This window comes from Paenibacillus sp. FSL E2-0201, assembly GCF_037963325.1.
In the GTDB taxonomy this organism is placed as follows: Bacteria; Bacillota; Bacilli; order Paenibacillales; family Paenibacillaceae; genus Paenibacillus_AQ.
Map to the genome: position 1 here is coordinate 3,488,783 of NZ_CP150154.1, position 22,074 is coordinate 3,510,856.

General features: G+C 39.9%; 24 protein-coding genes and 3 pseudogenes. 23 read left to right on the forward strand and 4 right to left on the reverse strand.

Features of this window, described 5'->3' with window-relative positions:
• Positions 1 to 185: 185 nt before the first annotated feature.
• The 11 genes and pseudogenes from NSU15_RS15640 (at position 186) to NSU15_RS15690 (ending at position 6,397) form a co-directional block, all read left to right on the forward strand.
• Positions 186 to 863: a response regulator transcription factor gene (locus NSU15_RS15640; protein WP_076121783.1), complete on the forward strand. Its 678-nt coding sequence runs from the start codon at positions 186 to 188 to the stop codon at positions 861 to 863.
• Positions 860 to 1,867, forward strand: coding sequence for a HAMP domain-containing sensor histidine kinase (locus NSU15_RS15645; RefSeq protein WP_076121785.1), 1,008 nt, complete (start codon positions 860 to 862; stop codon positions 1,865 to 1,867). Before NSU15_RS15640 ends, NSU15_RS15645 begins: the two co-directional genes overlap by 4 nt.
• A gap of 92 nt (positions 1,868 to 1,959) precedes the next feature.
• A complete protein-coding gene (locus NSU15_RS15650) occupies positions 1,960 to 2,673 on the forward strand; it encodes an ATP-binding cassette domain-containing protein (RefSeq protein ID WP_076121787.1) in 714 nt (237 codons plus the stop codon).
• Positions 2,670 to 3,443, forward strand: a complete 774-nt coding sequence (locus tag NSU15_RS15655) for an ABC transporter permease (RefSeq protein WP_076121789.1) — start codon at positions 2,670 to 2,672, stop codon at positions 3,441 to 3,443. The genes NSU15_RS15650 and NSU15_RS15655 overlap by 4 nt, the downstream gene beginning before the upstream one ends.
• Positions 3,440 to 4,207 carry an ABC transporter permease gene (locus NSU15_RS15660; RefSeq protein ID WP_076121791.1) on the forward strand — a complete coding sequence of 256 codons (768 nt, stop codon included), beginning with the start codon at positions 3,440 to 3,442 and terminating at the stop codon, positions 4,205 to 4,207. The genes NSU15_RS15655 and NSU15_RS15660 overlap by 4 nt, the downstream gene beginning before the upstream one ends.
• Positions 4,208 to 4,384: 177 nt before the next feature.
• The gene (locus NSU15_RS15665; protein ID WP_339286627.1) at positions 4,385 to 4,615 is read left to right on the forward strand and encodes an AraC family ligand binding domain-containing protein; all 231 of its coding nucleotides are present in this window, start codon (positions 4,385 to 4,387) and stop codon (positions 4,613 to 4,615) included.
• Positions 4,616 to 4,725: 110 nt separating this feature from the next.
• Entirely contained in the window at positions 4,726 to 4,878 is a 153-nt protein-coding gene (locus NSU15_RS15670) for a hypothetical protein (RefSeq protein ID WP_249923673.1), read from the forward strand.
• A pseudogene (locus NSU15_RS15675) lies at positions 4,859 to 5,011 on the forward strand (dienelactone hydrolase); the annotation flags it as partial. The gene NSU15_RS15670 and the pseudogene NSU15_RS15675, both read left to right, overlap by 20 nt.
• A 165-nt stretch (positions 5,012 to 5,176) precedes the next feature.
• A pseudogene (locus NSU15_RS15680) lies at positions 5,177 to 5,626 on the forward strand (sulfite exporter TauE/SafE family protein); the annotation flags it as partial.
• A gap of 146 nt (positions 5,627 to 5,772) precedes the next feature.
• On the forward strand, positions 5,773 to 6,042 hold the full coding sequence (locus tag NSU15_RS15685) for a metal-sensitive transcriptional regulator (RefSeq protein ID WP_076121795.1): 270 nt from the start codon (positions 5,773 to 5,775) through the stop codon (positions 6,040 to 6,042).
• A 46-nt stretch (positions 6,043 to 6,088) separates the two neighbouring features.
• Positions 6,089 to 6,397 carry a rhodanese-like domain-containing protein gene (locus tag NSU15_RS15690; RefSeq protein WP_076121798.1) on the forward strand — a complete coding sequence of 103 codons (309 nt, stop codon included), beginning with the start codon at positions 6,089 to 6,091 and terminating at the stop codon, positions 6,395 to 6,397.
• A gap of 374 nt (positions 6,398 to 6,771) precedes the next feature.
• Here NSU15_RS15690 and NSU15_RS15695 read toward each other — a convergent pair whose 3' ends face one another.
• The gene (locus tag NSU15_RS15695) at positions 6,772 to 7,683 is read right to left on the reverse strand and encodes a YafY family protein (protein ID WP_339286630.1); all 912 of its coding nucleotides are present in this window, start codon (positions 7,681 to 7,683) and stop codon (positions 6,772 to 6,774) included.
• A 98-nt stretch (positions 7,684 to 7,781) separates the two neighbouring features.
• Between NSU15_RS15695 and NSU15_RS15700 the strand changes: the two genes are divergently transcribed.
• From NSU15_RS15700 to NSU15_RS15755, 12 genes and pseudogenes are all read left to right on the forward strand, one after another.
• Positions 7,782 to 8,726 carry an alpha/beta hydrolase gene (locus NSU15_RS15700; protein WP_339286632.1) on the forward strand — a complete coding sequence of 315 codons (945 nt, stop codon included), beginning with the start codon at positions 7,782 to 7,784 and terminating at the stop codon, positions 8,724 to 8,726.
• Between the two features lie 650 nt (positions 8,727 to 9,376).
• On the forward strand, positions 9,377 to 9,844 hold the full coding sequence (locus NSU15_RS15705; RefSeq protein ID WP_076121954.1) for a hypothetical protein: 468 nt from the start codon (positions 9,377 to 9,379) through the stop codon (positions 9,842 to 9,844).
• Positions 9,831 to 10,283, forward strand: coding sequence for a hypothetical protein (locus NSU15_RS15710; RefSeq protein ID WP_076121952.1), 453 nt, complete (start codon positions 9,831 to 9,833; stop codon positions 10,281 to 10,283). The genes NSU15_RS15705 and NSU15_RS15710 overlap by 14 nt, the downstream gene beginning before the upstream one ends.
• A gap of 314 nt (positions 10,284 to 10,597) precedes the next feature.
• Entirely contained in the window at positions 10,598 to 11,317 is a 720-nt protein-coding gene (locus NSU15_RS15715; RefSeq protein ID WP_076121950.1) for a hypothetical protein, read from the forward strand.
• A 1,084-nt stretch (positions 11,318 to 12,401) separates the two neighbouring features.
• The gene (locus NSU15_RS15720; protein WP_076120563.1) at positions 12,402 to 14,039 is read left to right on the forward strand and encodes a hypothetical protein; all 1,638 of its coding nucleotides are present in this window, start codon (positions 12,402 to 12,404) and stop codon (positions 14,037 to 14,039) included.
• A gap of 140 nt (positions 14,040 to 14,179) precedes the next feature.
• Positions 14,180 to 14,482, forward strand: a complete 303-nt coding sequence (locus NSU15_RS15725; protein WP_212567886.1) for a MazG-like family protein — start codon at positions 14,180 to 14,182, stop codon at positions 14,480 to 14,482.
• Between the two features lie 76 nt (positions 14,483 to 14,558).
• Positions 14,559 to 15,335, forward strand: coding sequence for a hypothetical protein (locus tag NSU15_RS15730; RefSeq protein WP_076120562.1), 777 nt, complete (start codon positions 14,559 to 14,561; stop codon positions 15,333 to 15,335).
• A gap of 258 nt (positions 15,336 to 15,593) precedes the next feature.
• Positions 15,594 to 15,800 (forward strand): response regulator, encoded by a 207-nt coding sequence (locus NSU15_RS15735; protein WP_170880348.1) that lies wholly within the window; start codon positions 15,594 to 15,596, stop codon positions 15,798 to 15,800.
• Between the two features lie 3 nt (positions 15,801 to 15,803).
• Positions 15,804 to 16,271: a response regulator transcription factor gene (locus NSU15_RS15740; protein ID WP_081389972.1), complete on the forward strand. Its 468-nt coding sequence runs from the start codon at positions 15,804 to 15,806 to the stop codon at positions 16,269 to 16,271.
• Positions 16,272 to 16,481: 210 nt separating this feature from the next.
• Positions 16,482 to 17,357, forward strand: a pseudogene (locus NSU15_RS15745) (DUF885 family protein).
• Between the two features lies 1 nt (position 17,358).
• A complete protein-coding gene (locus NSU15_RS15750; RefSeq protein WP_076120559.1) occupies positions 17,359 to 18,087 on the forward strand; it encodes a DUF885 domain-containing protein in 729 nt (242 codons plus the stop codon).
• Positions 18,088 to 18,530: 443 nt separating this feature from the next.
• Complete coding sequence (locus NSU15_RS15755; protein WP_339286637.1) at positions 18,531 to 19,376, forward strand: HAMP domain-containing sensor histidine kinase; 846 nt, start codon at positions 18,531 to 18,533, stop codon at positions 19,374 to 19,376.
• Positions 19,377 to 20,040: 664 nt separating this feature from the next.
• Here NSU15_RS15755 and NSU15_RS15760 read toward each other — a convergent pair.
• From NSU15_RS15760 to NSU15_RS15770, 3 genes are read right to left on the reverse strand one after another with little or no spacing between them, the layout of a single operon-like run.
• Entirely contained in the window at positions 20,041 to 20,592 is a 552-nt protein-coding gene (locus NSU15_RS15760) for a TlpA disulfide reductase family protein (RefSeq protein ID WP_076120557.1), read from the reverse strand.
• A 14-nt stretch (positions 20,593 to 20,606) separates the two neighbouring features.
• Positions 20,607 to 21,323 carry a cytochrome c biogenesis protein CcdA gene (locus tag NSU15_RS15765; protein ID WP_076120556.1) on the reverse strand — a complete coding sequence of 239 codons (717 nt, stop codon included), beginning with the start codon at positions 21,321 to 21,323 and terminating at the stop codon, positions 20,607 to 20,609.
• Positions 21,324 to 21,914 (reverse strand): hypothetical protein, encoded by a 591-nt coding sequence (locus tag NSU15_RS15770; RefSeq protein ID WP_076120555.1) that lies wholly within the window; start codon positions 21,912 to 21,914, stop codon positions 21,324 to 21,326.
• Positions 21,915 to 22,074: the final 160 nt, after the last annotated feature.

The following is a 22,074-nucleotide window of genomic DNA, read 5'->3' on the forward strand; positions in this document are numbered from 1 at the left end:
ATCTATACTGTTCTCGAAAGAACTCGCGGATTTCTGTAATGTTCTACGGAGTGTAAAACGACCGGCTCAATCAGTATCAGGTTGTTATTAGAATGCAAGGTGAAGCCGCTATTGAAGCTCTTGGTTATTTACCTGTTGGGTTAATCTGTCTGATAGTGAACTCATTTTAGAAAGAGGGATGTTACTTGAAAAGAAACATATTATACATTGAAGATAATGAGAAAATAGGCAGCTTTCTAAAAGAAGAGTTGGAACAGCGAGGATTTTCGGTTCAGTGGCTGCTTTCTGGTGAAGGAGCCGAAAAAGAAGTGAATCAGTATGGAATCGTTATTTTGGATATCATGTTACCCGGTTTGGACGGATTTACTGTGGGGAAACGATTAAAAAAGGCAGCTCCTGCTGTACCTATTTTGCTGTTAACAGCTCGAACATCGATAGATGATAAGGTAGAAGGTTTACAATTTGCCGATGACTATTTAACGAAACCATTCCATACGGATGAATTAGTTGCAAGATTAGAAGTACTAATCCGTCGAAGTGGCGGAACACATTCCGAACGCATTTCATTAGGAAATTATATTGAAGTAGATATAGAAGCCCAAATGGTATTTGACAAACGCACAGGAGAAGAAATTATATTAACAGGGAAGCAACATCATATTTTAATGTACTTCTTACGCCACCCTAATCAAGTTTTACCAAAAGAACAAATCTATGAAGCCATCTGGGAAGAAACATATATAACTGGTGATAAAACACTAATGGTACATATCCATCGACTACGTCAAAAGCTGGAACGTCATCCAGATTCCCCAGAGATTATTGAAACGTTGAAGGGAATAGGCTATCGGGTGAAACTATGAAACAGACTAAATCATTATTTCGTCATTTTCTAAAAGGACATTTTCTATTTATCTTTTTGCCTCCAATTATACTTATTTTCTTATCTGCTTTCATTGAATCTCCAATTAATGGTGAAGAGCTGAAAGCGTTAAATCTATTTTACGTTGTACTACTTTTGTTTGGTTTTATTATTGTTGCATTTGTTATAATATCTTGGATTTTCTTCTTGAGACTTCGTAAACGCCTTACCCGCCTACAGGAAGTCATGTCATTTTCAGCTAATATTAATTCATATCCTAAACCAATAATTGTTCAAAGTGAGCGTATGGATGAAATAGACCAGTTAGGGAGTTCTTTTAATTGGATGATTCAGCAGCTTGAAGACAGTCGCAATCGAGAACATGAAGAGGAATTGTTACGACATCGACTCATAGCGAATTTATCTCACGACTTACGAACGCCACTTACCATTTTGCGAGGACATGTCACCCGATTAAATAAAGAATCAATGAGTCTAGAAGGACAAAACTCATTAACAGAGATAAATCATACGATTACAAGAGTGGGGGATCTAATGGATGATTTACTTTCCTATACATTGCTTACATCAGGAAAACATCCTTTTATGCCCACTTCAACAGATATTGGTCGTTTAGTAAGAGCATCTGTTGCTGCGTGGTATCCTGTATTTGAAGAAAAAGAAATCCAGATCGAGGTTGATTTACCGACAGAGGAGACTTTTTATTGGGAAGCAGATCCTAAATGGATGACACGGGTTCTGGATAATTTATTTCAGAATATTCTTCGTCATGCAGCAGAGGGCAAATATGTAAATATTGTGGTTGATGTAGAAAAAGAACAAATCATTGTTGCAGACAGAGGTCCAGGTATGAATAACTCTTCCTATGAACGTGGAGTGGGAATTGGTTTATCGACTTCGAATTATATGTTGAAAAAAATGAAGCTGAAAGCTGACTTTATATCAAATGAAGATGGGACAAGAGTAGCTATTGGTAGAACTTAACCTAAAGTTAACCCAGAAGTAAACAGCAGGATAACCGAGATGTAACTTTGCTTTTTTATAATTAGAACCATAACAGAAAGGAAGTGTTATGGTTGATTACAATTAATAACTTAGTCAAACGTCGCGGAACTGGGGAAATCTTATCAGGTATCAGTTTTAAAGCTAGACCAGGTAGAGTAACTGGTTTTTTAGGTCCAAATGGAGCAGGTAAAAGTTCTACACTTCGCATCCTGCTTGGATTAGATCGCGCCACCTCAGGGAGTGCACTAATCAATGGAAAGCCATTCGCAGAATTACATAATCCTCTAGCAACAGTAGGTGCCGCGCTTGATGGATTCGGAGCACATCGTATGCGTACAGGACGGGCACACTTGCGTTGGATTGCTCGTGCCGCAGGATTGTCTAACTCACGTATCGAGGAAGTTTTGGAAATAGTAGGACTAACTAATGCAGCCGGGAAAAGAGTTGGGAAGTATTCTCTTGGTATGGGGAGAAGACTGGGATTAGCAGCTGCGCTGCTTGGTGATCCAAAAATATTGATTTTAGATGAACCCGTAAATGGGCTCGACCCAGAAGGAATTCGGTGGATTCGGACATTTTTACGTGAACGTGCTGAGTCTGGAAATACGGTGTTATTATCCAGTCATCTAATGGGAGAGCTTGCAGAGACGGTTGATGACGTGGTGATTATTAAGCATGGAACAATCGTTGCAGATGGAACATTGGAAGAAGTTATAGCTAACCATTCCACGCTGGAGGAAGCTTTTTTTGCCCTGACATCTGAAAATGCAGGTGATATTGTATGAGATTATTCAACGCGGAACTTTCTAAATTGTTCTCCCTGCCGGGCATTTGGCTTGCCTTTCTTATTGGAGCAATTTCCCCAGCGGTCATTGCTACCTTGGACAGTATAGCAGAAAAAGAGGAGATTACAGCTGGAGTTAGCACACGGCTATCAGAAGTTGGCTATATCGGATTAGTTATGGGTGTGCAAGGTGTCATTATTCTTGGTGTACTTGCTGTCAGCAGTGAGTATTTGACAGAGAGCAGTGAATCTGGTGGAGGACAACAGATTACAACAAGTTTAACGGTTGTTTCATCCCGATTTCATTTTTTGCTGGCAAAAGCAGGCGCTGTGACAGTGATCAGCGTACTGCTTTGTATTGTTGCTATTATGACAACTGTGTCAGCAACGCATCTTATTCTTGGTGAATATGCCCCTGCATTTGAATGGTCCAGACTTATCGGTGCAGTTTGTTACTGGACATTTACTGCTCTTTTAGCACTTGGGATTACTATGCTAACCAAAAATGGCATCATCCCGCTTGCTGTACTTATAATAAATTCATCCGTTGTGTCCTTTAGTGTCCTGCTTTATAGGGTTACAAAGTTGGCGTTTTACTTACCGGATAGGGCTGGCGCAGAAATGTTTATGTTTACAAGCGACACGTTCACAGGCAGTTTATTCGATAAATATCACACACCGTTCACAGGCGGTTTAGTCATGTTTGCCTGGGTAGTCGTTATTTTCATTGCTGCAGCTATTGTATTCCATAGGAGGGATGTTGCAGCATGAGTGTCTCATCTAGTAGAAAGTTAACACAAATCCTTGGTGCTGAACTGGATAAATTAGTTACATTACCATTGATATGGTTCACTCTTATGGGTACATTCATTCTAAATTTAGTTTTAGCCGTAGCTTTTACTTCTGTTGGTGTACAAGGGGAAACAGGTACGCAAAATATACTGAATATAGGACTTGCTTCTATGGGATATCTTCAAGCAGGGTTCATTATTCTTGGAATCTTAGCTACTTGTTCGGAGTATACTGGTGGACAGATTCGAACTACTTTAATTACGATACCTTGGCGTGGGTTTCAATTATCCATGAAGCATTTGGCATTGGTGATTATAACCATTCCTGTGGCATTTATTATTGCTGCATCTGGTGTACTCTATACTTTTATTATGATGAGAGACACAGTAGTAGTGATTGAAATAGACACAATGATAACAACATTAATAGGTGCAACAGGCTATCTAACATTAACCACACTTCTCAGTGCAGCTATAGGTGCTTTATTAAGACGAACCACTCCTGCTTTAGTGGTACTGCTTGGTTATTATTTCATTGTCAGTCCTTTGACGAGAGTTTTTCTACCTAGTATTAAAAATTTTTTGAATTATTTTCCGGATACGGCAGGATCTTATATGTATATCCCGTCTTCCTCTGATGAAATAAGTGTCCTTACACCAATTCAAGGGACAGGTATTTCAATGTTATGGACACTGAGCTTTATTACAGTAGCTATTGTATTTTACCGTAAACGAGATGCCTAAGTTCAGTTTCGTTAATGGGAAGATTCATGAGAATCTACTGAATACCATTCGGTTGTAATTGAGGGCAAAAGGAATAGCTATAATTCTGCTTCTTCTGTTCTTAAAATTTTTGGGGAAATGTGAGATAATTTACAAGGAAATCCTACTGACATGAACAAAAGGATAAGGAGTATCTCGATGCTAAACCATCTAAGTTCTACGCTCAGCGGTTATAAGCCTCCAAATATGCATAGATGGGGTCCCGGTGTACGCGATATATACGCACTGCATTATATTGAAAGCGGCAGAGGAACACTTGAGACACTAGAAGCTTTCTTTTCACTAAAAGCAGGTGACAGCTTTATTATTTTTCCTGAGAATGAAGTATATTATTACCCTGACCCAATGGATCCATGGGAATACGTATGAATTGAATTTAAAGGGGACGAAGCGGAGCGCCTTCTTGGGCTAATTGAGTTGGGGCCAGATAAGCCTTTGTGTGAGAAGCGCCTTACAATTTAAGACCGTTGTTTCCTATCATGAGTAGCAGAGAAACCCAGCCATTTGAAAAACTGCGTTATGAAGCTAAGCTGCGTATCCTGCTTTCTTATTATATGGAGTATTATCCGAAAGAAGTGCTAGCTAAGGATTATGTAGATATTGTGAAGGAATACAGGAAAGATTGCTCCTGAAAGAGCAATCTCCGTTATCAATACCTATATGCTGGATTTCTTCGATATGTATCTGAAAAATCAAAATGGAGTCTTAATAAAAGGGCCGGATAGCCGCTTTCCGGAGATGAAGTTTGTAACTTCACTATTTTAAGTTATAGAACAGGCTACCGAAATGGACAACTCCCCTCAAATTGACAGGTTTAATATAAACCGTTAATGAGGGGAGTTTTTTGTCTAAGAAATACAATACGATTATAAACTCTCCATTAATGTGTAGGACTAGTGGTGGCCAAGAAAGATCGTAGGGATAAAGTAACTTATTTATGGTATTCTGGCTGTCATCGCCGTGATTCTCATGCTGATACCAGGCAAGGGAACGGAAGAAAACGGGGAGGAGCTTCAATTTAATACCTTGATTGCGATTATATCCGCCTTAATAGTTGGAATCGTTTCAGGTATTGTGGGCGCTGGAGGAGCTTTTATTCTGATTCCAGTCATGCTCACACTGCTCCATATTCCAGCACGGACGACTATTGCTTCCTCACTGGCGATAGTCTTTATTTCAGCCATTGGCGGAGTAGTTGGTAAAATTACCGGAGGAGCTATACCGTTATGGCCGACACTATTTACAGTCATTGGCAGCTTAATCGGTGCGCCATTGGGCTCAAAAATAAGCGCTAAAATAAATGTAAAGGTGCTTAGATATGCTTTAATCATCCTTATCGCTTTAACCTCTGTTAAGATTTGGTCCGGAATCCTTAGTTGAGCAATGGTGGAATATTAATTATGCGAAGGAACAAGAGTGATGCTCGTTGCTTGCACGATGACTATGGATCTTACAGGTGTATATTTATTTGTTTTGCTCTATACTATACCTATACAGGTATTGCTTATACGAGGAGATGAACAAATATGGATTATAATTATTCAAATGAGATTAAAACCCGTTTGCGCAGGATCGAAGGACAGATTCGCGGCGTGCTGCGATTAATGGAAGAAGGCAAGTCCTGTAAAGAGGTTGTTTCACAGTTGTCCGCGGTTCGCAACGCCTCCGACAGAGCCCTTGCTCAAATTGTAGCGGAGAATTTGCAACTATGTATTTTAGAAGAACAAGCCAAGGGTAATCCCGATCCAGGAAAAATGGTCAAAGAAGCCGTGGAATTACTTGTTAAAAGCAGATGAGCACGTGAGACTAAAGAAAATCAATCACCAGGAGGATGAATACAACATGACTTTTAAAGAAATAACATCTACTGAACTAGCCAAACGTCTTGATCAAGGAGAATCCTTATCGATACTCGATGTTCGTGAACTCGATGAATGGGAGGAAGGCCATGTTGCAGGGGCTAAGCATATTCCGCTCGGTGAACTGAATCTGAGACTGAACGAACTTGACCCTGCACGTGAAACAATCGTGATCTGCCGCAGCGGTAATCGCAGTGGAATGGCTTGTGAGCTTCTAAACGCTAAGGGATTTAAAGTTATTAATATGACCGGCGGTCTCCTTGCATGGACTGACAAATTGGTTCGTGAATAAATATTGACAATCATCAGCAATGAGCATAAGCAAATGGTATTTAACCCGCGTCCAGCGCGGGTTTTCTGTTTGAAGATTTGTTTTGAATTGGGCTATTTTTTTTGATCAGTTTTTTGCCCTGTGATGAATATACAATTTGCAAGAAGTTGTCCAAATAAAATATAGATTTAGACTGAGAAAATAAAGTATTAGACTGGCGGGCGCTTCATTAAGCTAACGGGCAGGATAGTTGAAGATTATTCGCGCTGAACCTTACTATAAGTAGCGGCGAAGAGTTGAGTTGAAGGTTGAAGCTTCGATGCTAAATCTATGAAGAAACGCGTAAAGCCCCAACTCATGTGAAATAGGTCATATAGGCCGAGACGAGACTTTGATCAGGAATAGTTCTCCATCATTTGAGATAAATAATTTCGAAAGTCATCAACGTAGGTTTTGGGCTCTACAACTTTTAGATGAGTGCCGAAGCTTGCTAAAAGTTGAAATCCCATATAATTTTGAGGGACATATATGGTTGCTAATAAAAGTCCAGGACCATGGTCTTCAATACTTTTTCGACCATACCTTTCGATGATTTGATCTTTTATGCTAGGCGATATCCATGCCTTAATGGTGACGAATTGCGGTAGATAACTTGCTTCGTGTCCTTGCTCAGACCAATCGTCTCTTGGATGAAACGCGCGTTCATCCATAGAAATATGATCGATCCGGGATAACTTGAATGTTCGAGATCCCTGTCGATGTAAACAGAATCCTTTCAAGTACCAACTCGATTCGCTGAAATGCAGCTCATAGGGCTCAACCATTCTATCCGTTACAGCCCCGTCTTTATCTGTATAATTAAACGAAACCAGCCTTCTCTTTGTTATGGATTCTTGACATGTCTTTACGGTTTCAAGAATTTCGGACCGACCTTCCCAATCATAAAACGATAGTTGAATGGAACGATTAAGAGACAATGGACTAACCATTGCCTCTATTTTTTTTATCGTTCTTTCAACTTCTTCGGTAAAGAGAATTTGTTCCAATCCACCCAGCGCAGTTAATATATTTTGTAAATCGGAGCTGCTTAATAAGCGTTTATCCACCTTGTATTCATCCATTATGCCGAAGCCGCCTTTGACCCCAATGACAGAGTAGATGGGGATGTTACATAAGCCCAATGTTTCCATATCGCGAAGGATCGTTCTTTTGGAGACATTGAATAGTTGTGAGAATTCCGTTGCCGCAACAACCTCTTTTTTCAGCAATATCATGATAATTGAAATGAGTCTCTCCACTTTGTCCATAGTTGCCCTCTTTTTTACATGATTTCAGAACGGTGACAATAAGATGTCACCGTTTATCCATTATACTACATGTATCACAAGAAGGAGGTATTAATTCAATGTTTAATTCAACCAATTTTCCTAAACCCACCCTTATTTCAGTCAACGGTGTGGAACTCGAAGTGTTTGAAGCAGGCCGAGAGAACGCAGGAAAACCTATTGTACTCTGCCACGGCTGGCCAGAGCATGCCTTTTCTTGGCGCTATCAGATGGACGCACTTGCTGCAGCGGGCTACCATGTCATCGTCCCCAACCAGCGGGGTTACGGCAACTCATCCCGTCCGACCGAAGTAACAGACTATGACATTGAACACTTGTCGGGTGATCTCGTCGCCCTTCTCGATCACTACGGATACGAAGACGCTACCTTTGTCGGTCATGACTGGGGTGCATTCGTCGTTTGGGGACTGACCTTGTTGCATCCAAACCGCGTCAATAAAGTGATAAATCTGAGCTTGCCTTACCAAGAGCGCGGAGAAAAACCCTGGATCGAGTTCATGGAAGAAATACTTGGCGGTAATTTCTATTTCGTCCACTTCAATCGACAGCCAGGCGTCGCGGACGCCGTATTCGAAGACAATACGTACAGGTTCCTTCGTAACCTGTACCGGAAGAACGAGCCTCTCAGAGCACCTGAGCCAGGTATGGCGTTGATCAATCTCGCCAACGCGGAAACACCGCTCGGTGAGCCCGTAATGAGCGAAAGCGAGCTGGCCGTTTACGTCTCCGCTTTTGAAACATCAGGGTTCTCGGGCAGCATAAATTGGTACAGGAACCTTGACCGCAACTGGCACTTATTGGCGGAGGTGAACCCAATCATCCAGCAGCCGACCCTCATGATCTACGGCGAACGGGATATGGTTGCGAAGTCTGAAAACCTGACAAAGTTCGTGCCCAACGTGGAAGTGGTCAATCTGGATTGCGGTCATTGGATCCAAGAAGAAAAGCCGGAGGAATCAAATAAAGCGATTTTGAGATGGCTGGAACAGCAGAATTCCATCTAGTCCCAAGAGCGTCATTTAGGAAGACCAATCATTAAAGCATTCAACAATTTCTTAGCCTATACGCTAGAGCATCATGGGACTCCTGAAGGGGACGGATGGACGCATCGCTATAGCGGTCGCTGGCAATGACCTATCCCATAAAAAAATCATCATGAGGTGTAGCAAACCAACTAGGCTTCGATGCCGTAGATAGCGGTTCTTTAAGCGATTCGTAGAGACAACAACCTGGAACTCCGGCGTACTGCACCGAACTTACAAAAGAGGAACTAGAAATAGCCTTAACTAAAGCGAATAAAGAAAAAGCACCATTTCTACGTGCCAAGGTGATGGAAAACTGGTAGCTTCAGATGGTGATTTTCCATTCAAAATGTTGTTAAAGCAAATAGGGAAGTATTCGATTCATAAGTTAGATTGACGTTGAACTAACGGGACACTATAGTTCAATAATGAGAGGGCTGCCGAGAAGAGGTAGCCCTTTGTTCAACTAAGGGGCAGGATAGTTCTAAGGGAAATATTCACACAGGACCAAGTATTGGTATGATTAAAGGGTATCGAGCAAACAGCCAAAGGGGGGGGGTTAATTAGAATTTGTTCTTTCCCATAAAAAGTTTAACGCCAAAAGAGGATCCCTTGTTAGTACAATTACTGGAGTGTTAGAACATCTTTCGGCATTGTATGCGAATATTGGGGAGGCCAAGGAGAAAGACGGCACTTGGTCTTTACTAGAAAGCACTCCAACATGCCCTACATGTAATGGCACAGGCACTGTTATTGGTGATATAGATCCAAGTCGTATGGTCGCAACTGAACTCTCGCTTAAAAAAGGAGCTGTGCTTTTATGGGCGGGTACTAACTGTGGACCTGTTGTAAAGATCAGAGAATTGGCTAAACTGATCGGTATTAACTTTGAACGGCCACTTGCTGAGCAGGATAAGCGATTTACTGATATTTTACTTTATGGATATGATAAGGAACCTGTAACTAAGCCTGTACATAGGAATGACATTGAAATAAAGTTAACTCCTTATACGAATACACAAGGGCAATCCAGCTATGTCAAAACATTAGCGATGGAACTGCGTCTTATGCTTAAAGGTTTCGTTTATGGTGGTACTTGATAGCATTGGTTATGATCGTACTAGGTTTAGTGTTGCCGATGGAGTCCGTATTAGTGTTTGTTTTTCCCTTACCTGGGTTTGGCCAGTTCTGATTTGGTCGGCAATGGGCACAAATGAAACGTATTACCGTACCCATCAATTGATTTTTACGGCCATGCATCCAGTTCGGAATCAATTTATTGTATTGTGGCTGGCTGGAATCATTGTTGCTTATTTGACAGGCAGCGGGGCTATGATTCATTTTCTTGTCGCAGGTGAGTGGGAAAGGGTAACGGCCATGGCAGTAGGCGGATTGTTTGTATCAACACTAGCTGTAGCTTTAGGCATATGGTCAGGGAATGGCAAGCTATCGAGGTGTATATCCGTATTAACTGCTAGCCACAATTATTTTGCTGATGCTGGCTGTAATTGGAAGAGTACGTCAAGTGAGAAAGTATAATTAACCTTATTAAAAGTTTGCTTCTACAGCACGTTGTTAATTGAAGCGTCGATGAACATCTTAATGTCTTTGGCGCTTCTTTGGTCTGGGTTACATGAAAGCAATCAAACCAACATTCTTTTTGATAAAATGAGACCAAGTCTTGAAGATTTATGATTTAACAATTTAACTGAGGGGATGAAGTAATGAACAAGATTTATTTCAGGGTATTAATAACTACAATTAGCGTATGGTGAATCGAAATTATAATAGATTAATTGTTAACGATGGAGTTCAATATCATATATATGGGAGCCTGATCCGACATTGTCAAAGTGACCAAACCTGCTGAGATAAGAGTTGGGGAGTGGAAGTCATACGAAATAGCCATCACTGACTGGACCGATGCAGACGTTACGGAACATGACTTCACTCCAATCTCTTCAGATGAGAATGTTGTCAAGGTCGTACGAAAAACGCAATGGGTTTCTGAACTTCATGCAATAAATAAAGGGAATGCTACCTTAACTGTCAATATTGGAGAAAAGTTTGAACCTTATGTATTTACTGTTCAAGTGGTGGATGATTATACAGTCATTCCTGAACCAACTAAACCGGTAGTTATAAAGGAACCTACACACGAAGAAATTATGTTACAGGATCTGGAAGATTACATTGAGCAGTTGCAGCCATTAGGAAGCTATGAAAAGAAAGCCATAACTGCGTTAAATCAAAATAGACTCCTGAACGATTCAACCAGAAAAACACTCTTTCTTACTTTAAACAATACTGTATTGCCCAATTATACAAAATTTGTATCCGGGTTGAAAAACCTCAAAGCTAATAATGTAGAGTTGAAAGAAATACATACCTACTATCTGGCAGGAGCAAAACTCCAACTGGAAGGGTTCACTATAATGCGGGACAGCTTGAAGACGACCAAAATAAATTGGTCCAAATTCAATGCAGGTGAAAAAAAGAAGGCAGAAGGAATTAAGCAATTGAACAAATCCGAAATGCTTCTTGACAAGTATGCAATTAAATATGTCAAATGAATATATTAATGAACAGAACACTTAAAGTGCTTTAAGGGTTCTGTTATTTTTTTTGAGGGGCCTGTGCCAAATATATAGACCGTTAAGGCATGCCGGCAGGGAGCTGGGGCACGGATGCTTCAAGAATGTAGATTATGTCATAAAGATAAAGTTCTTTTAAATTCTCACATCAGCACAAAGCTAATTTCAAAATGGCTTTTAAATACCAAGAGGTTAAAGGTAAGAACGCTGTAAGTATAAACTTTAAGAGGTATTATGAGAATACAATCAACACAAGAATCACTGAATATCAATGCTCCAATCATAGCTTAAGAAAAAAGAAAGCTATTACAAAAATGAAATCCTATGTACCAGCACGGAAATCCAGTGATTATCCAAAAAATTATGAACTACTTAATTACGTAAGTTCTTATATAAAGAATCTTATATAAAGAAGCATTATTAAAAACTGCTCCATTTAAGTTGTTTTTTTATGGCCAGAATAGGGGCTTTGTCGGCGAAGGGACTATGTTCTTGTCCTTACCTCAGGACAAGAATATGGTACTATTGCCGATTTGAAAACCATTAAAATACATAATCATGTACTGATCTTATCGGAGTATCAGTACTCACTCTTTAATGAAAGTATAATAATCAATAAGTAATTATACACCATCAGACCTTATCCATATATAAATGAGCTGATTGCCTATAAATATTTTGTGTTCCATAGTTATCATTCTTTGGGAAGCATGAGGGAATCTTAATTCTTTATTTAACTGCTCCGTTACTTCGATCGTACTTTCATGGAAAATATTATTTAGAACTGTGAATGTTATTCTTTGAGTGACAGTGTAGCATCCGCTATAAGATGCATGGCGCAGATCTCAGCTGCAACAATGTGAACCACTCCGTTAATTACTTCCGAAGTTAATTGATTTATACCTATAACACCCTATATCGCTGGATCATTACTCTAATACTATAGGAGTGTAACGGTTCCACAATTATTTATGCGACTTTTTGCACAAACACCCTTAAATATTGATGTTAAAGTTGCAAATATATAAGATTTAACTTCACCAATAGTAAGGGGACTAGCGTTATGAATAGTAAATTTTCATTAGTGTTAAAAAGTATAATGGCGATGATCATACTTATAAGTACACTGGGAATAGGGACAAATGATAAAGTATATTCGGCAGTTGAGCAGAAGAAGGTTATCGGACTTAAATTCTATTACAATGACAACAAAGAGATGCAACAACTGGTTCCTACGGTTAAGGTTTATGAAATGGACTACTCTAACGGCGATGAAACCTTTAAAGAATATGAGTTCGTGAATATGGCATTTCCCTATCCGGACGGGTACTCTAAAGATTGGAACGTTATACGTGAGTATACTGGGGAAACAATGAAGGGAGAGTATTACAATCTGTTTATAGAAGACCAAACAGTAGTCATTGATGGCCAGGTATATGGCTATGGCTTATATCAAAACTATAAAAGAATCTACAGTGGAAAACACCCTTTCGCTGATTCGGAGCATATCTCAGAAAGACTATATATTTTTGACTATGCCAATAAAGAGTTGAAGCTGCTAAGGACGGCAGCCCATATCAATAAAAATAGATTTTATCCTATTCCCGCTTGGGACAGCGAGGGCAATTCAATTTATGTTGAGACCTGGGACACTACTATTACGGGTACCACGCTCTCTGTACATCCTAGTAACAATACATACACTCTAGATAATACCGCTACGAAACAGCTGCAATTCTATTCTTTTACTGACAATACAACCTATCTTACAGTAAAATCCGGAGATTATCTGGGAACACGAGACCTTTCTTCATGTACCAGATCTTATGACTGCTATTTTGGCAATGATACTGTATCAGTGAACGATAATCTGGTTATACAGAAGAATGGAAAATTATATGAAATGGATCAGCAAAGGCATTTATCTGAAATTAAAAAAATCGACACCTCAGGTGAACGTTGGAAAATTCAATTCGGGGATTATATCTTAGAGCGCCAAAAAAGATTATACATGACCAATCAAAAAACGAAACAAAAAATAGCAATAACACCTCAGAATGCCTACGTACGGGAACTACATATATCTCCAGACCATCGCTATTTGGTAAGTGAACTATGGCCTTCACAAGGAAAACCAATATATTCGGTATATGATACAGTTGCACAGAAAAAAATCCGTGACATAGAACTCCCTTACACTCAATATCCAACAGATGTAACCTGGCACTCAAATACAGTTTTTAAATATACTCCTTTCACAAGCAACCGTCCTGATTATATCAAAGATGTTCATATTGATATATTAAAAGGAATTGTAACTAAAGAGGATAGGAGAGCCTTTGATTCACCCGAGGAATACGTCATTATCCCAAATTCGGCTCCTAATTATTTCACCTACGCTCGACCTTGGAAAATCATCTATAAAGATAAACCTGTGCTTTACACTAACCAGCCTGCATTTTTGGGCATGAACAATTTATTGTTTTGCTCTGTCAAAGACCTGGCAACTGCACTAGGAGCAGGTATACGCTTTGAAGGAAGGCAAGTGATTATCTCATTAAAAGACAAACAGGCTTCCGTCGATTTAGATAGTAAAGATGTCCTTGTTCAAGGCGGAGTCGTATGTGCCCCAGTTAAAGCGATTGTATTGAAGCTGGGATTGAAATATACGAGAGGAGAGGAAGGGATTATAATCGAGTAAAATTGACCGGCACCTTTGAGGATTGCTATTGCAGTCTGATGGTTAAATACTTTAAGTTAATTTATGCCTACTACAACGCTTTACAAATATACACTGAAGAGATGTATAAAAAAATTATTTATAGGACAGGTGAGAATAAAATGATTGATTTATTACAATTACAAAAGAGAGTTTATCAGAATAAAATTGCGAAAGGATTTAATGTAACGGATGTTTTCCAAGAGTTTTGTTTTATCTATGGTGAATTATCAGAAGCCTGCGATGCCTACCGGAAAAAGAAAGATGATTTGGGTGAAGAATTGGCTGATGTTGCTCTCTACTTGATAGGACTCTCGGAACTTCTGGGAATTAACCTGGAAGAAGAGATCATGCGTAAAATGGAAAAAAACGAAAAAAGAATATACGAAAATAGAAATGGTGTACTTACAAAAGTAGAAGAGTAATTTAAAGAAATTCGCACAACACGGGGAAATTGGCAGAAGCTTGACTATTCTATAATTAAGCGAAGAGAAGGCCATTATGAAAGGAAAGAGTTTGATTTATGCTTTAATGCTAGCAATTATAGTGGCAGTTGTATCAGGGGGTGGCAGTATCCATGCAGCTGCACGGAACATCACCGACATTGTCAAAGTGACCAAGCCTGCTGAGATCAAAGTTGGAGAGTGGAAGTCATACGAAATAGCCATAACAGACTGGACCGATGCAGACGTTACGGAATATGACTTCACTCCGAGCTCTTCAGATGAGAATATTGTCAAGGTAGTACGCAAAACGAATTGGGTATCTGAACTTCATGCAATTAATAAAGGGACTGCTACCTTGACTGTCAATATTGGAGATAAGTTTGAACCTTATGTATTCACTGTTCAAGTAGTGGATGATTATACAGTCATTTCTGAACCAACAAAGCCGGTAGTTGTAAAGGAACTTACACACGAAGAAATCATGATGCAGGAGATGGTAGATTACACTGAACAGTTGAAGCCGCTAGTAAACAATGAAGAGAAAGCTATAACTGCGTTACATCAAAATAGAGGCCCAAACAATTCAACAAGAAAAACATTCTTTCTGTCTTTAAACAATACTGTAGTGCCCAACTATACTAAGTTTGTATCCGGGTTAAAGAACCTCAAGCCCAATAATGCTGAGTTGAAAGAAATACATAAGTACTATCTGGCAGGGGCAAAACTCCAGCTGGAAGGGTTCATTATAATGCGGGACAGCCTGAAGACGACCAAAATTAATTATTCCAAATTCGAAACGGGTAACAAGAAGGTTATAGAAGGTGCTAAGTAATTGGATAAGATGTCGGTGCTTCTTGACAAGTATGAAAGTAAATACTTCAAATAAATAGTTTAATAAAAAGAACCCAAAGTACTTTAAGGGTTCTTTTTTAACGGTTGACACGAACTTTGCTACATTCCCAATATGATTTCATCTACTGCAGAAAGTTAAAAGATGCCATTGTTCTTAAGCTGACGGCCAGGCAATATGGTACTATTTAGGAGGAACTGAGATGTCTAACCCCATATTTGTTCATTCATGGAGGGACTTATGAAGCTGTTGATCGTAGAGGACGATATTGGAATATCGCACACAATTGCAAGAGTTATGGGGGATGAAGGGCATAAGGTTACGGAGTGTCATAACGGAGAAGAGGGCTTACATCACGCATTGTACGGCGAGTTCGATTTAATTATTTTGGATATTATGCTGCCTAAGGTTGATGGATTTACGTACATCCAAGAGCTGAGGAAGTAAAAAGTGGATACCCCGATTCTTTGTCTGACGGCAAAAGACGGATTGAACGACCGGATAAAGGGGTTAACGATCGGAGCGGACGATTATGTGGTGAATCCATTCGAAATTCCAGAGCTGATTGTCAGAGCTAAAGTGCTGTTGCGCCGTTATGGCAAGGTTAATCAAGAAGAGCAGATTAGCTACGGCCCGATTGCTATTCAAGTTCGAAATCGAGCGATAACGGTCGCAGGAGAAGAGCTGACTTTAACAGAAAAGGAATATGAGATGCTTGAGTACCTACTCATGAATAAAGAGCAGATCTTGACAAAAGAGCAAATCTATAACCGAATTTGGGGACTGGATTCGGAAGCGGGGATTGGCATCGTCGAGCTCTATGTCCATTATCTTCGAAAGAAGCTGTCTTCATGGCATGCCGATCAATATATCCAAACCGTAAGAGGTTTGGGCTACATACTCAGAATAAACAAGTAGTTTTTCAAAGGGAAATCAAAGGTTCATCTTATATATTCTTCTTATACTCTATAAAGGAGAGATTGATGAATGAACCTTGTAAGACAGATGTTTAAGAACACCCGATTGACTATTTTATTAGCTGTGGTCCTTCTCGTATTGCTGATTGCAGGGGGTTTGTTTGGGCAGACCCAACATCAGCCAGAGAGTTTCGACGGATTGATTCAGAAGATGGCGGTAGATACGCTTAAGAGTGACCCTGAGACACAGCTTTATTTTGACGTGAAAAATGTGGAGGGAATCCGATGGGATCCCACTAAGCTTACGGACCTGTCGGATGCCGATTACGAACTATTAAACGATAAGAGAAATGACTTGTTAAAAAAATTGAATAACTATGCTGCTGCTAAGCTTTCCCCGGAAGACAAACTCACCTACGATATCCTAAAGTGGGACCTAAGCGCGGCGCAGCAGGTATATAAATATTGGGATTTGAACACGAATGACTACCTTTCCCTAACCAATTTTCCGCCGTATTTCGCGAACAACTATCCGATTCGCAGCCAAGCAGATGCAAAGAATTATATCGTTGCGCTGAACGGGTTTTCAGATAAAGTCGCACATGTCATTAATAGAATTCAAGACAGACGGGAGAAAGGTACTGTCCCTGCTTCTGAATTTCTTAAGGAAATGCTTACGAGTTAAAGCAAATTGCAGAATACGAAACCGGAAGAAACGATTCTGTACAGTTTGTATGCAGAGAAATTAACCGAGTTAAAACTCGATCCCTCCGAAGAGGAAAAGCTGAAAAAAACGTTAGCGCAAACCCTAACCGATCATGTACTGGCTTCTTACGGCAAACTTGCCGATGTGATCAAGAACGATCTTATGAAGCAAGCATCCGTGAACCAAGGAATCTGGAATCAGCCGGGCGGCAGCGAGTATTATTCTGCAAGGCTCAAACTTACTACGGGTACGGACCTTAGTCCTCAGAAAATTCACGAGATCTCTAAACGCAAGGTAGAAGAGATCGAGAAAGGAGCTAAGAAGCGGGGCTTCGGGTCACGCACAAACTACATCTGCAGCCAAATTCCTAACTGGAGATAGATTGCTGCAAGCGTTAAACAGCAGTTTGTCGGATGCCACGCCCTACTTGTCCGATTGGTTTGAAGAGGAGTTTATCCCGGACCATCCCGTGGATGTGCGGGCGTATTCGGCTCTTTTCGCATCGGCAGGTGGAATGTATATCCCCTTATCTATAGATGGTGATAGGAGCGGGAGATTTGTCATTCCACTCGAAAATCCGACCTCCGAAGAAATAGTTAAATTGCTTGCCTTGCATGAGGGTATTCCAGGACATCACTTTCAATTCTCGATTCAATATGATCAACCATCCATTCCATTAATCCGCAAAATAACGATGACGGCTGGGTACGTAGAGGGATGGGCGGTCTATATGGAAAGCTTATGCGCGGAGAAGGGGTTGCTTGATCGGAATATGGTACTAAACCGTTTGCTGGGCAATTCCATGGGTACCGTGATAGATACGGGTATCCATGGGCTGAAGTGGACAAGAGAACAAGCTAATGAATATCTAGTTAGTGTTACCGGAACGGGGAACGATGCTTTGATCGACAGTGTCATTGCCTATCCTGGACTTAACGAAAACTATGCGATCGGATCGGAGCAATTCCAATCCCTTCGGGAGAAGGCGGAAAGCGAACTCGGGGATCGTTTCGATATCAAGGCATTTCATTCCGTTCTTCTTCGAAACGGGAATATGCCATTTCCAATATTGGAACAGCAAGTGAATCAATACATCAAATCCGCCAAATAAAAGGAGAGCAAACCCCGGTATGATTAAACGCACGTTAGTACGAATGACGATATGGAACAGCACGGTCGTATTTTGCTTGCTCGTCACACTGGGGGGAGCGTTATATGGGTTGGCACATTATCGGATCTATTCCGATTTGACCATCATCTGGTGTTTTATATTGATCACATGCAACAAATTTCTCTAAGTAACGGGGAGCAAGTACTTAACATTGATTCGAAGGAACCGAACGTTTTATGATGTCATTTTATTGGGATTCCAACGATGCATTGATTCAAAGCGTATATTATAAAGTACCATATATCGAATTGAGTTCGATGCTTCGGGAAAAACAAAACCACATGCGGCCCGAGTCGATACTCGTGGGTAAGAAAACCTATCGATTCGTGAGCAGACCTTATCAGGGTAAATTGCCAATAGTCGAGAAACTGTCGAACATTCCTTTGAAAACAATTCAGATATTTACGGAAATTTCCGCCGAGGTGTATTATTTGAACCGGTTACTATGGTGTATTAGTATTGGAATCGGTGTAGGCGCGTTATTATCTATCATCGCAGGTTACGCTTTGGCTAGACGGGCGCTCATACCAATTCAGAAGGTTTGGGAAAAGCAGCAGCAATTCGTTGCAGATGCCTCTCACGATTTAAGAAGTCCGCTCTCGGTCGTCCGAGGGCAAACACAAATATTGTTACGCCATCCCGATCATACGATCGAGGAAGAAAGCGCTCCAATTTCAGCCATTCTGAAAGAAACCAAAAGAATGAGCAACATGGTAGACGGCCTACTTCTTCTGGCAAGAGGCGATTCACATGAGGAGGTTATCTCATGCACACCTGTTCGTATTGACGTGATCATTAAAGAGATCGCCAAAAAAATGGAGCCAATAATGGATTACAAGCAGTTGCGGGTACAGCTTCATGTCGAAGGCTCGGAATTGCTCATGAATGGAGATGAGAATCGTCTCATACAATTGTTCATGATTTTGTTGGACAATGCCATTAAATTTACGCAGGTGGATGGGCAAATCGATCTTGAGTGTATTAGGCAGGGGAAATCAGTTCTAGTAACCGTCAAGGATAACGGAGTGGGTATTTCGGAACATGAATTACCGCTCGTATTTAATCGCTTTTATAAGGGAGATTCCTCTAGAAGTAGAGGGGATCATGGAGCAGGTCTAGGGCTATCGATCGCACGTTGGATCGTCGATCAACATCAAGGTACTGTCCACATTAGCAGCGGGGTAGGGTGTGGCACGACAGTTAAGATTCGTTTTCCGGTGATTAGTTAAATAATAATAGAAGATTATCAGGCTTCTCTACCAGTTATTAGCACATATAAACAAAGGGTGATTATCGCTCAATGTTTAACTTGGATGTGATGCCTTGTACGAATTTCAAAAAAAACCGTTGAATCAGCTCAACGGTTTTTTTGATGCATTTGTGTGTCGTCCTATAAGTGGTTGAAGAAACTCTGAGCAATTGATATAACCAGTTCGAAATCGCAAGGCTCTAATTAATGATGTGGTTATTGCTCGGAACTCGGAAGAGGAAGTGATAAATCGATCAAATAATATAAACCCCTAGATTGTGACTCAATCCGTGGGTGCACAAGGGATTATAGCGCTTTAATACATATGTACAAAATACGGGTTTTGTGATTAAGTAGTAAATAAAATAATTTAACCGGTGTACAGTGACAAAAACTTCCCCCTTTATTGACCCGAAACGTACCTCTTAAAATTGTATGACACAAAGTTTAACTCTATATAATAATAAATCTAATGAATTTAGTTGCTCTCTCTAAAAGAAGGCTCAATTATTTTGAACCTTCTTTTAAAGTGGTAATCTTTGTGTCAAATACTAGCGGTTTTGTGTTATTGTTATGAAACTAATTATTATTAATATCACTTTTAAGTAACTTGGCTACGCCGCTTTAACTAAGCTCTCATTATTTTAATCTACGTTAGACAATGCTTTTTTAATTAAATCATAATTGATAGCGCCTTGATAGATCTCTTGAATAATGCCTTGAGAATCTATTATATAAGATGTAGGATAAGCAACTACTTGGTACTTGCTACTCACATCGCCCTCAATGTCCAACGCAACGGGAAAACTCAATCCAAATTGTTCAATAAAACCTGTTACATTAGCTCTATTTTTTTCCGTATTGGTTAAATTCACAGCCAAAACCACTGTATCATCCTTGTAATCATTATAATATTTTTCCATATAGGGCATTTCAGTTCTACATGGTGGGCACCACGTAGCCCAGAAGTTCAGTATTACTTTTTTACCCTTGAAATCAGAAAGCTTCACTGGCTTTTCTTCCAAATTCAGCAGCTCAAAATCCGGGGCTTCGTTACCCTTTTTTATCCCTACCACCTCGATAGATTGCTCCTGTTGGATGTTATTCGATTGACCTGATTGATTCTTCTTGTAATCGAATATCCCCCATGTAAATAATAGTATAATCGCTATGAGTGCAAACATATTTTTCTTCATAATACACCCCTTTTTTAATAAGTAAATACTGTAAACTGGGCGAAATAGGCGCTTAATTTCTGCAATTGCCCCGTGAATAACAACAAGCCCATAACAACGAGGATCCAGCCGTTAATGACGGATAGCAAGGGTAACCAACGATTAATTTTTTTTAAGATTCCCAACGAATAAGTCAACATGATGGATAACAACAAGAAAGGAATCCCTAAGCCGATGGAATAAACAAATAATAAAAACATTCCGCTATACATCGTCTCTGTCGATCCAGCAAGCAACAATATGGAGGATAATGCTAGTCCTACACAGGGTGTCCATCCTGAACCAAAGGCTAGTCCCAATACAAAAGAGCTTAAACTCCCCTTCTTTGCTGTTCCTGTATGGCCCCATTTCTTATTTACCATGAGAAAACGAAGTGATAAAATTCCGGCCATTTGCAATCCAAAAACAATGATAAGCAGCCCGCTTATTTTCTCAACTACTTCTCTATTTCCCGCAAAAAATTGACCAATGAAGCTAGCAGATGCTCCCATAACGACAAATACTACACTGAATCCTAGAATAAAGCTGATGGATCTTGTCAAGAGTAGTTTTTTCTCTACGTTGATTCTGTTGTCTTGTACGAAGGACCCCGTCAAATGAGATACATAGGACGGAATCAGTGGAAATATGCATGGAGAAAGAAAAGAAAGCACCCCTGCTATAAGAGCAACAGCTATTGTTGGACTATCCATTCAAGAGCCCCCTTTTCCCTTATTCATTACGTTGTCTACAATATAGGAAATGATGAACACGACAAAGAACAGAATTTGTTCCTTTGTAAACCCCAAAACAAATAGTTCTCTCCCATCCTTGGTGAATATTATGCCTATCATCCCCAAGCTAATCCATACGATAAATTGATTGACAACTACCGAATTCCCTACTGCCTGTTTCTTCTTGAAAAGAAAAATAGCAAACCCAATATTCATTGAAAAATACAAGCTATGAAATAGTAAATTGCTATTATCTATGAAAATAAGAAATAAATGATATACACTACTGCTAACTATCCATCCCGTACCCAACACATCCAGATTCATCATGATGGAAGTACCATCCAATCGTGTACGAATCCCAATAAATATAATCGTAATTACGACTGCCAAACCAATTCCTTTATTACCTCCATTAAAATAGAGAAGTGACAACGGTTGTTGGAACGTCGACATCGGATCAAATAGAACAATACTGAATTTCCATACAAAGAAACCAATAATGAGTGCAGTTAAATACTTATCACTTATATCTTCCTTCACATCTGCCTTACTCAAACGGTATTTCATGGCCATGTATCCAGCGAAAGTCGATAACATTAACATGAGGATTTCAACATTTATCAAGAATGGACCTAATGACAGAAATTTTATAACTTTATCCTCCTTTTATCTCCAGATGTTCCTGATCAAAATGTGATCATCGTTATGAAATGAATATAAAAAGATG

Excerpts from the sequence above, each read along its gene's own strand:
- NSU15_RS15735 (WP_170880348.1), top strand. The coding sequence starts at position 15,594 with ATGAAGCTGTTGATCGTAGAGGACGATATTGGAATATCGCACACAATT.
- NSU15_RS15670 (WP_249923673.1), top strand. The coding sequence starts at position 4,726 with ATGAGTAGCAGAGAAACCCAGCCATTTGAAAAACTGCGTTATGAAGCT.
- NSU15_RS15765 (WP_076120556.1), bottom strand. The coding sequence starts at position 21,323 with ATGGATAGTCCAACAATAGCTGTTGCTCTTATAGCAGGGGTGCTTTCT.
- NSU15_RS15665 (WP_339286627.1), top strand. The coding sequence starts at position 4,385 with ATGCTAAACCATCTAAGTTCTACGCTCAGCGGTTATAAGCCTCCAAAT.
- NSU15_RS15660 (WP_076121791.1), top strand. The coding sequence starts at position 3,440 with ATGAGTGTCTCATCTAGTAGAAAGTTAACACAAATCCTTGGTGCTGAA.
- NSU15_RS15770 (WP_076120555.1), bottom strand. The coding sequence starts at position 21,914 with ATGAAATACCGTTTGAGTAAGGCAGATGTGAAGGAAGATATAAGTGAT.
- NSU15_RS15700 (WP_339286632.1), top strand. The coding sequence starts at position 7,782 with ATGTTTAATTCAACCAATTTTCCTAAACCCACCCTTATTTCAGTCAAC.
- NSU15_RS15720 (WP_076120563.1), top strand. The coding sequence starts at position 12,402 with ATGAATAGTAAATTTTCATTAGTGTTAAAAAGTATAATGGCGATGATC.
- NSU15_RS15760 (WP_076120557.1), bottom strand. The coding sequence starts at position 20,592 with ATGAAGAAAAATATGTTTGCACTCATAGCGATTATACTATTATTTACA.
- NSU15_RS15685 (WP_076121795.1), top strand. The coding sequence starts at position 5,773 with ATGGATTATAATTATTCAAATGAGATTAAAACCCGTTTGCGCAGGATC.
- NSU15_RS15690 (WP_076121798.1), top strand. The coding sequence starts at position 6,089 with ATGACTTTTAAAGAAATAACATCTACTGAACTAGCCAAACGTCTTGAT.
- NSU15_RS15725 (WP_212567886.1), top strand. The coding sequence starts at position 14,180 with ATGATTGATTTATTACAATTACAAAAGAGAGTTTATCAGAATAAAATT.
- NSU15_RS15730 (WP_076120562.1), top strand. The coding sequence starts at position 14,559 with ATGAAAGGAAAGAGTTTGATTTATGCTTTAATGCTAGCAATTATAGTG.
- NSU15_RS15655 (WP_076121789.1), top strand. The coding sequence starts at position 2,670 with ATGAGATTATTCAACGCGGAACTTTCTAAATTGTTCTCCCTGCCGGGC.
- NSU15_RS15645 (WP_076121785.1), top strand. The coding sequence starts at position 860 with ATGAAACAGACTAAATCATTATTTCGTCATTTTCTAAAAGGACATTTT.
- NSU15_RS15710 (WP_076121952.1), top strand. The coding sequence starts at position 9,831 with ATGGTGGTACTTGATAGCATTGGTTATGATCGTACTAGGTTTAGTGTT.
- NSU15_RS15695 (WP_339286630.1), bottom strand. The coding sequence starts at position 7,683 with ATGGACAAAGTGGAGAGACTCATTTCAATTATCATGATATTGCTGAAA.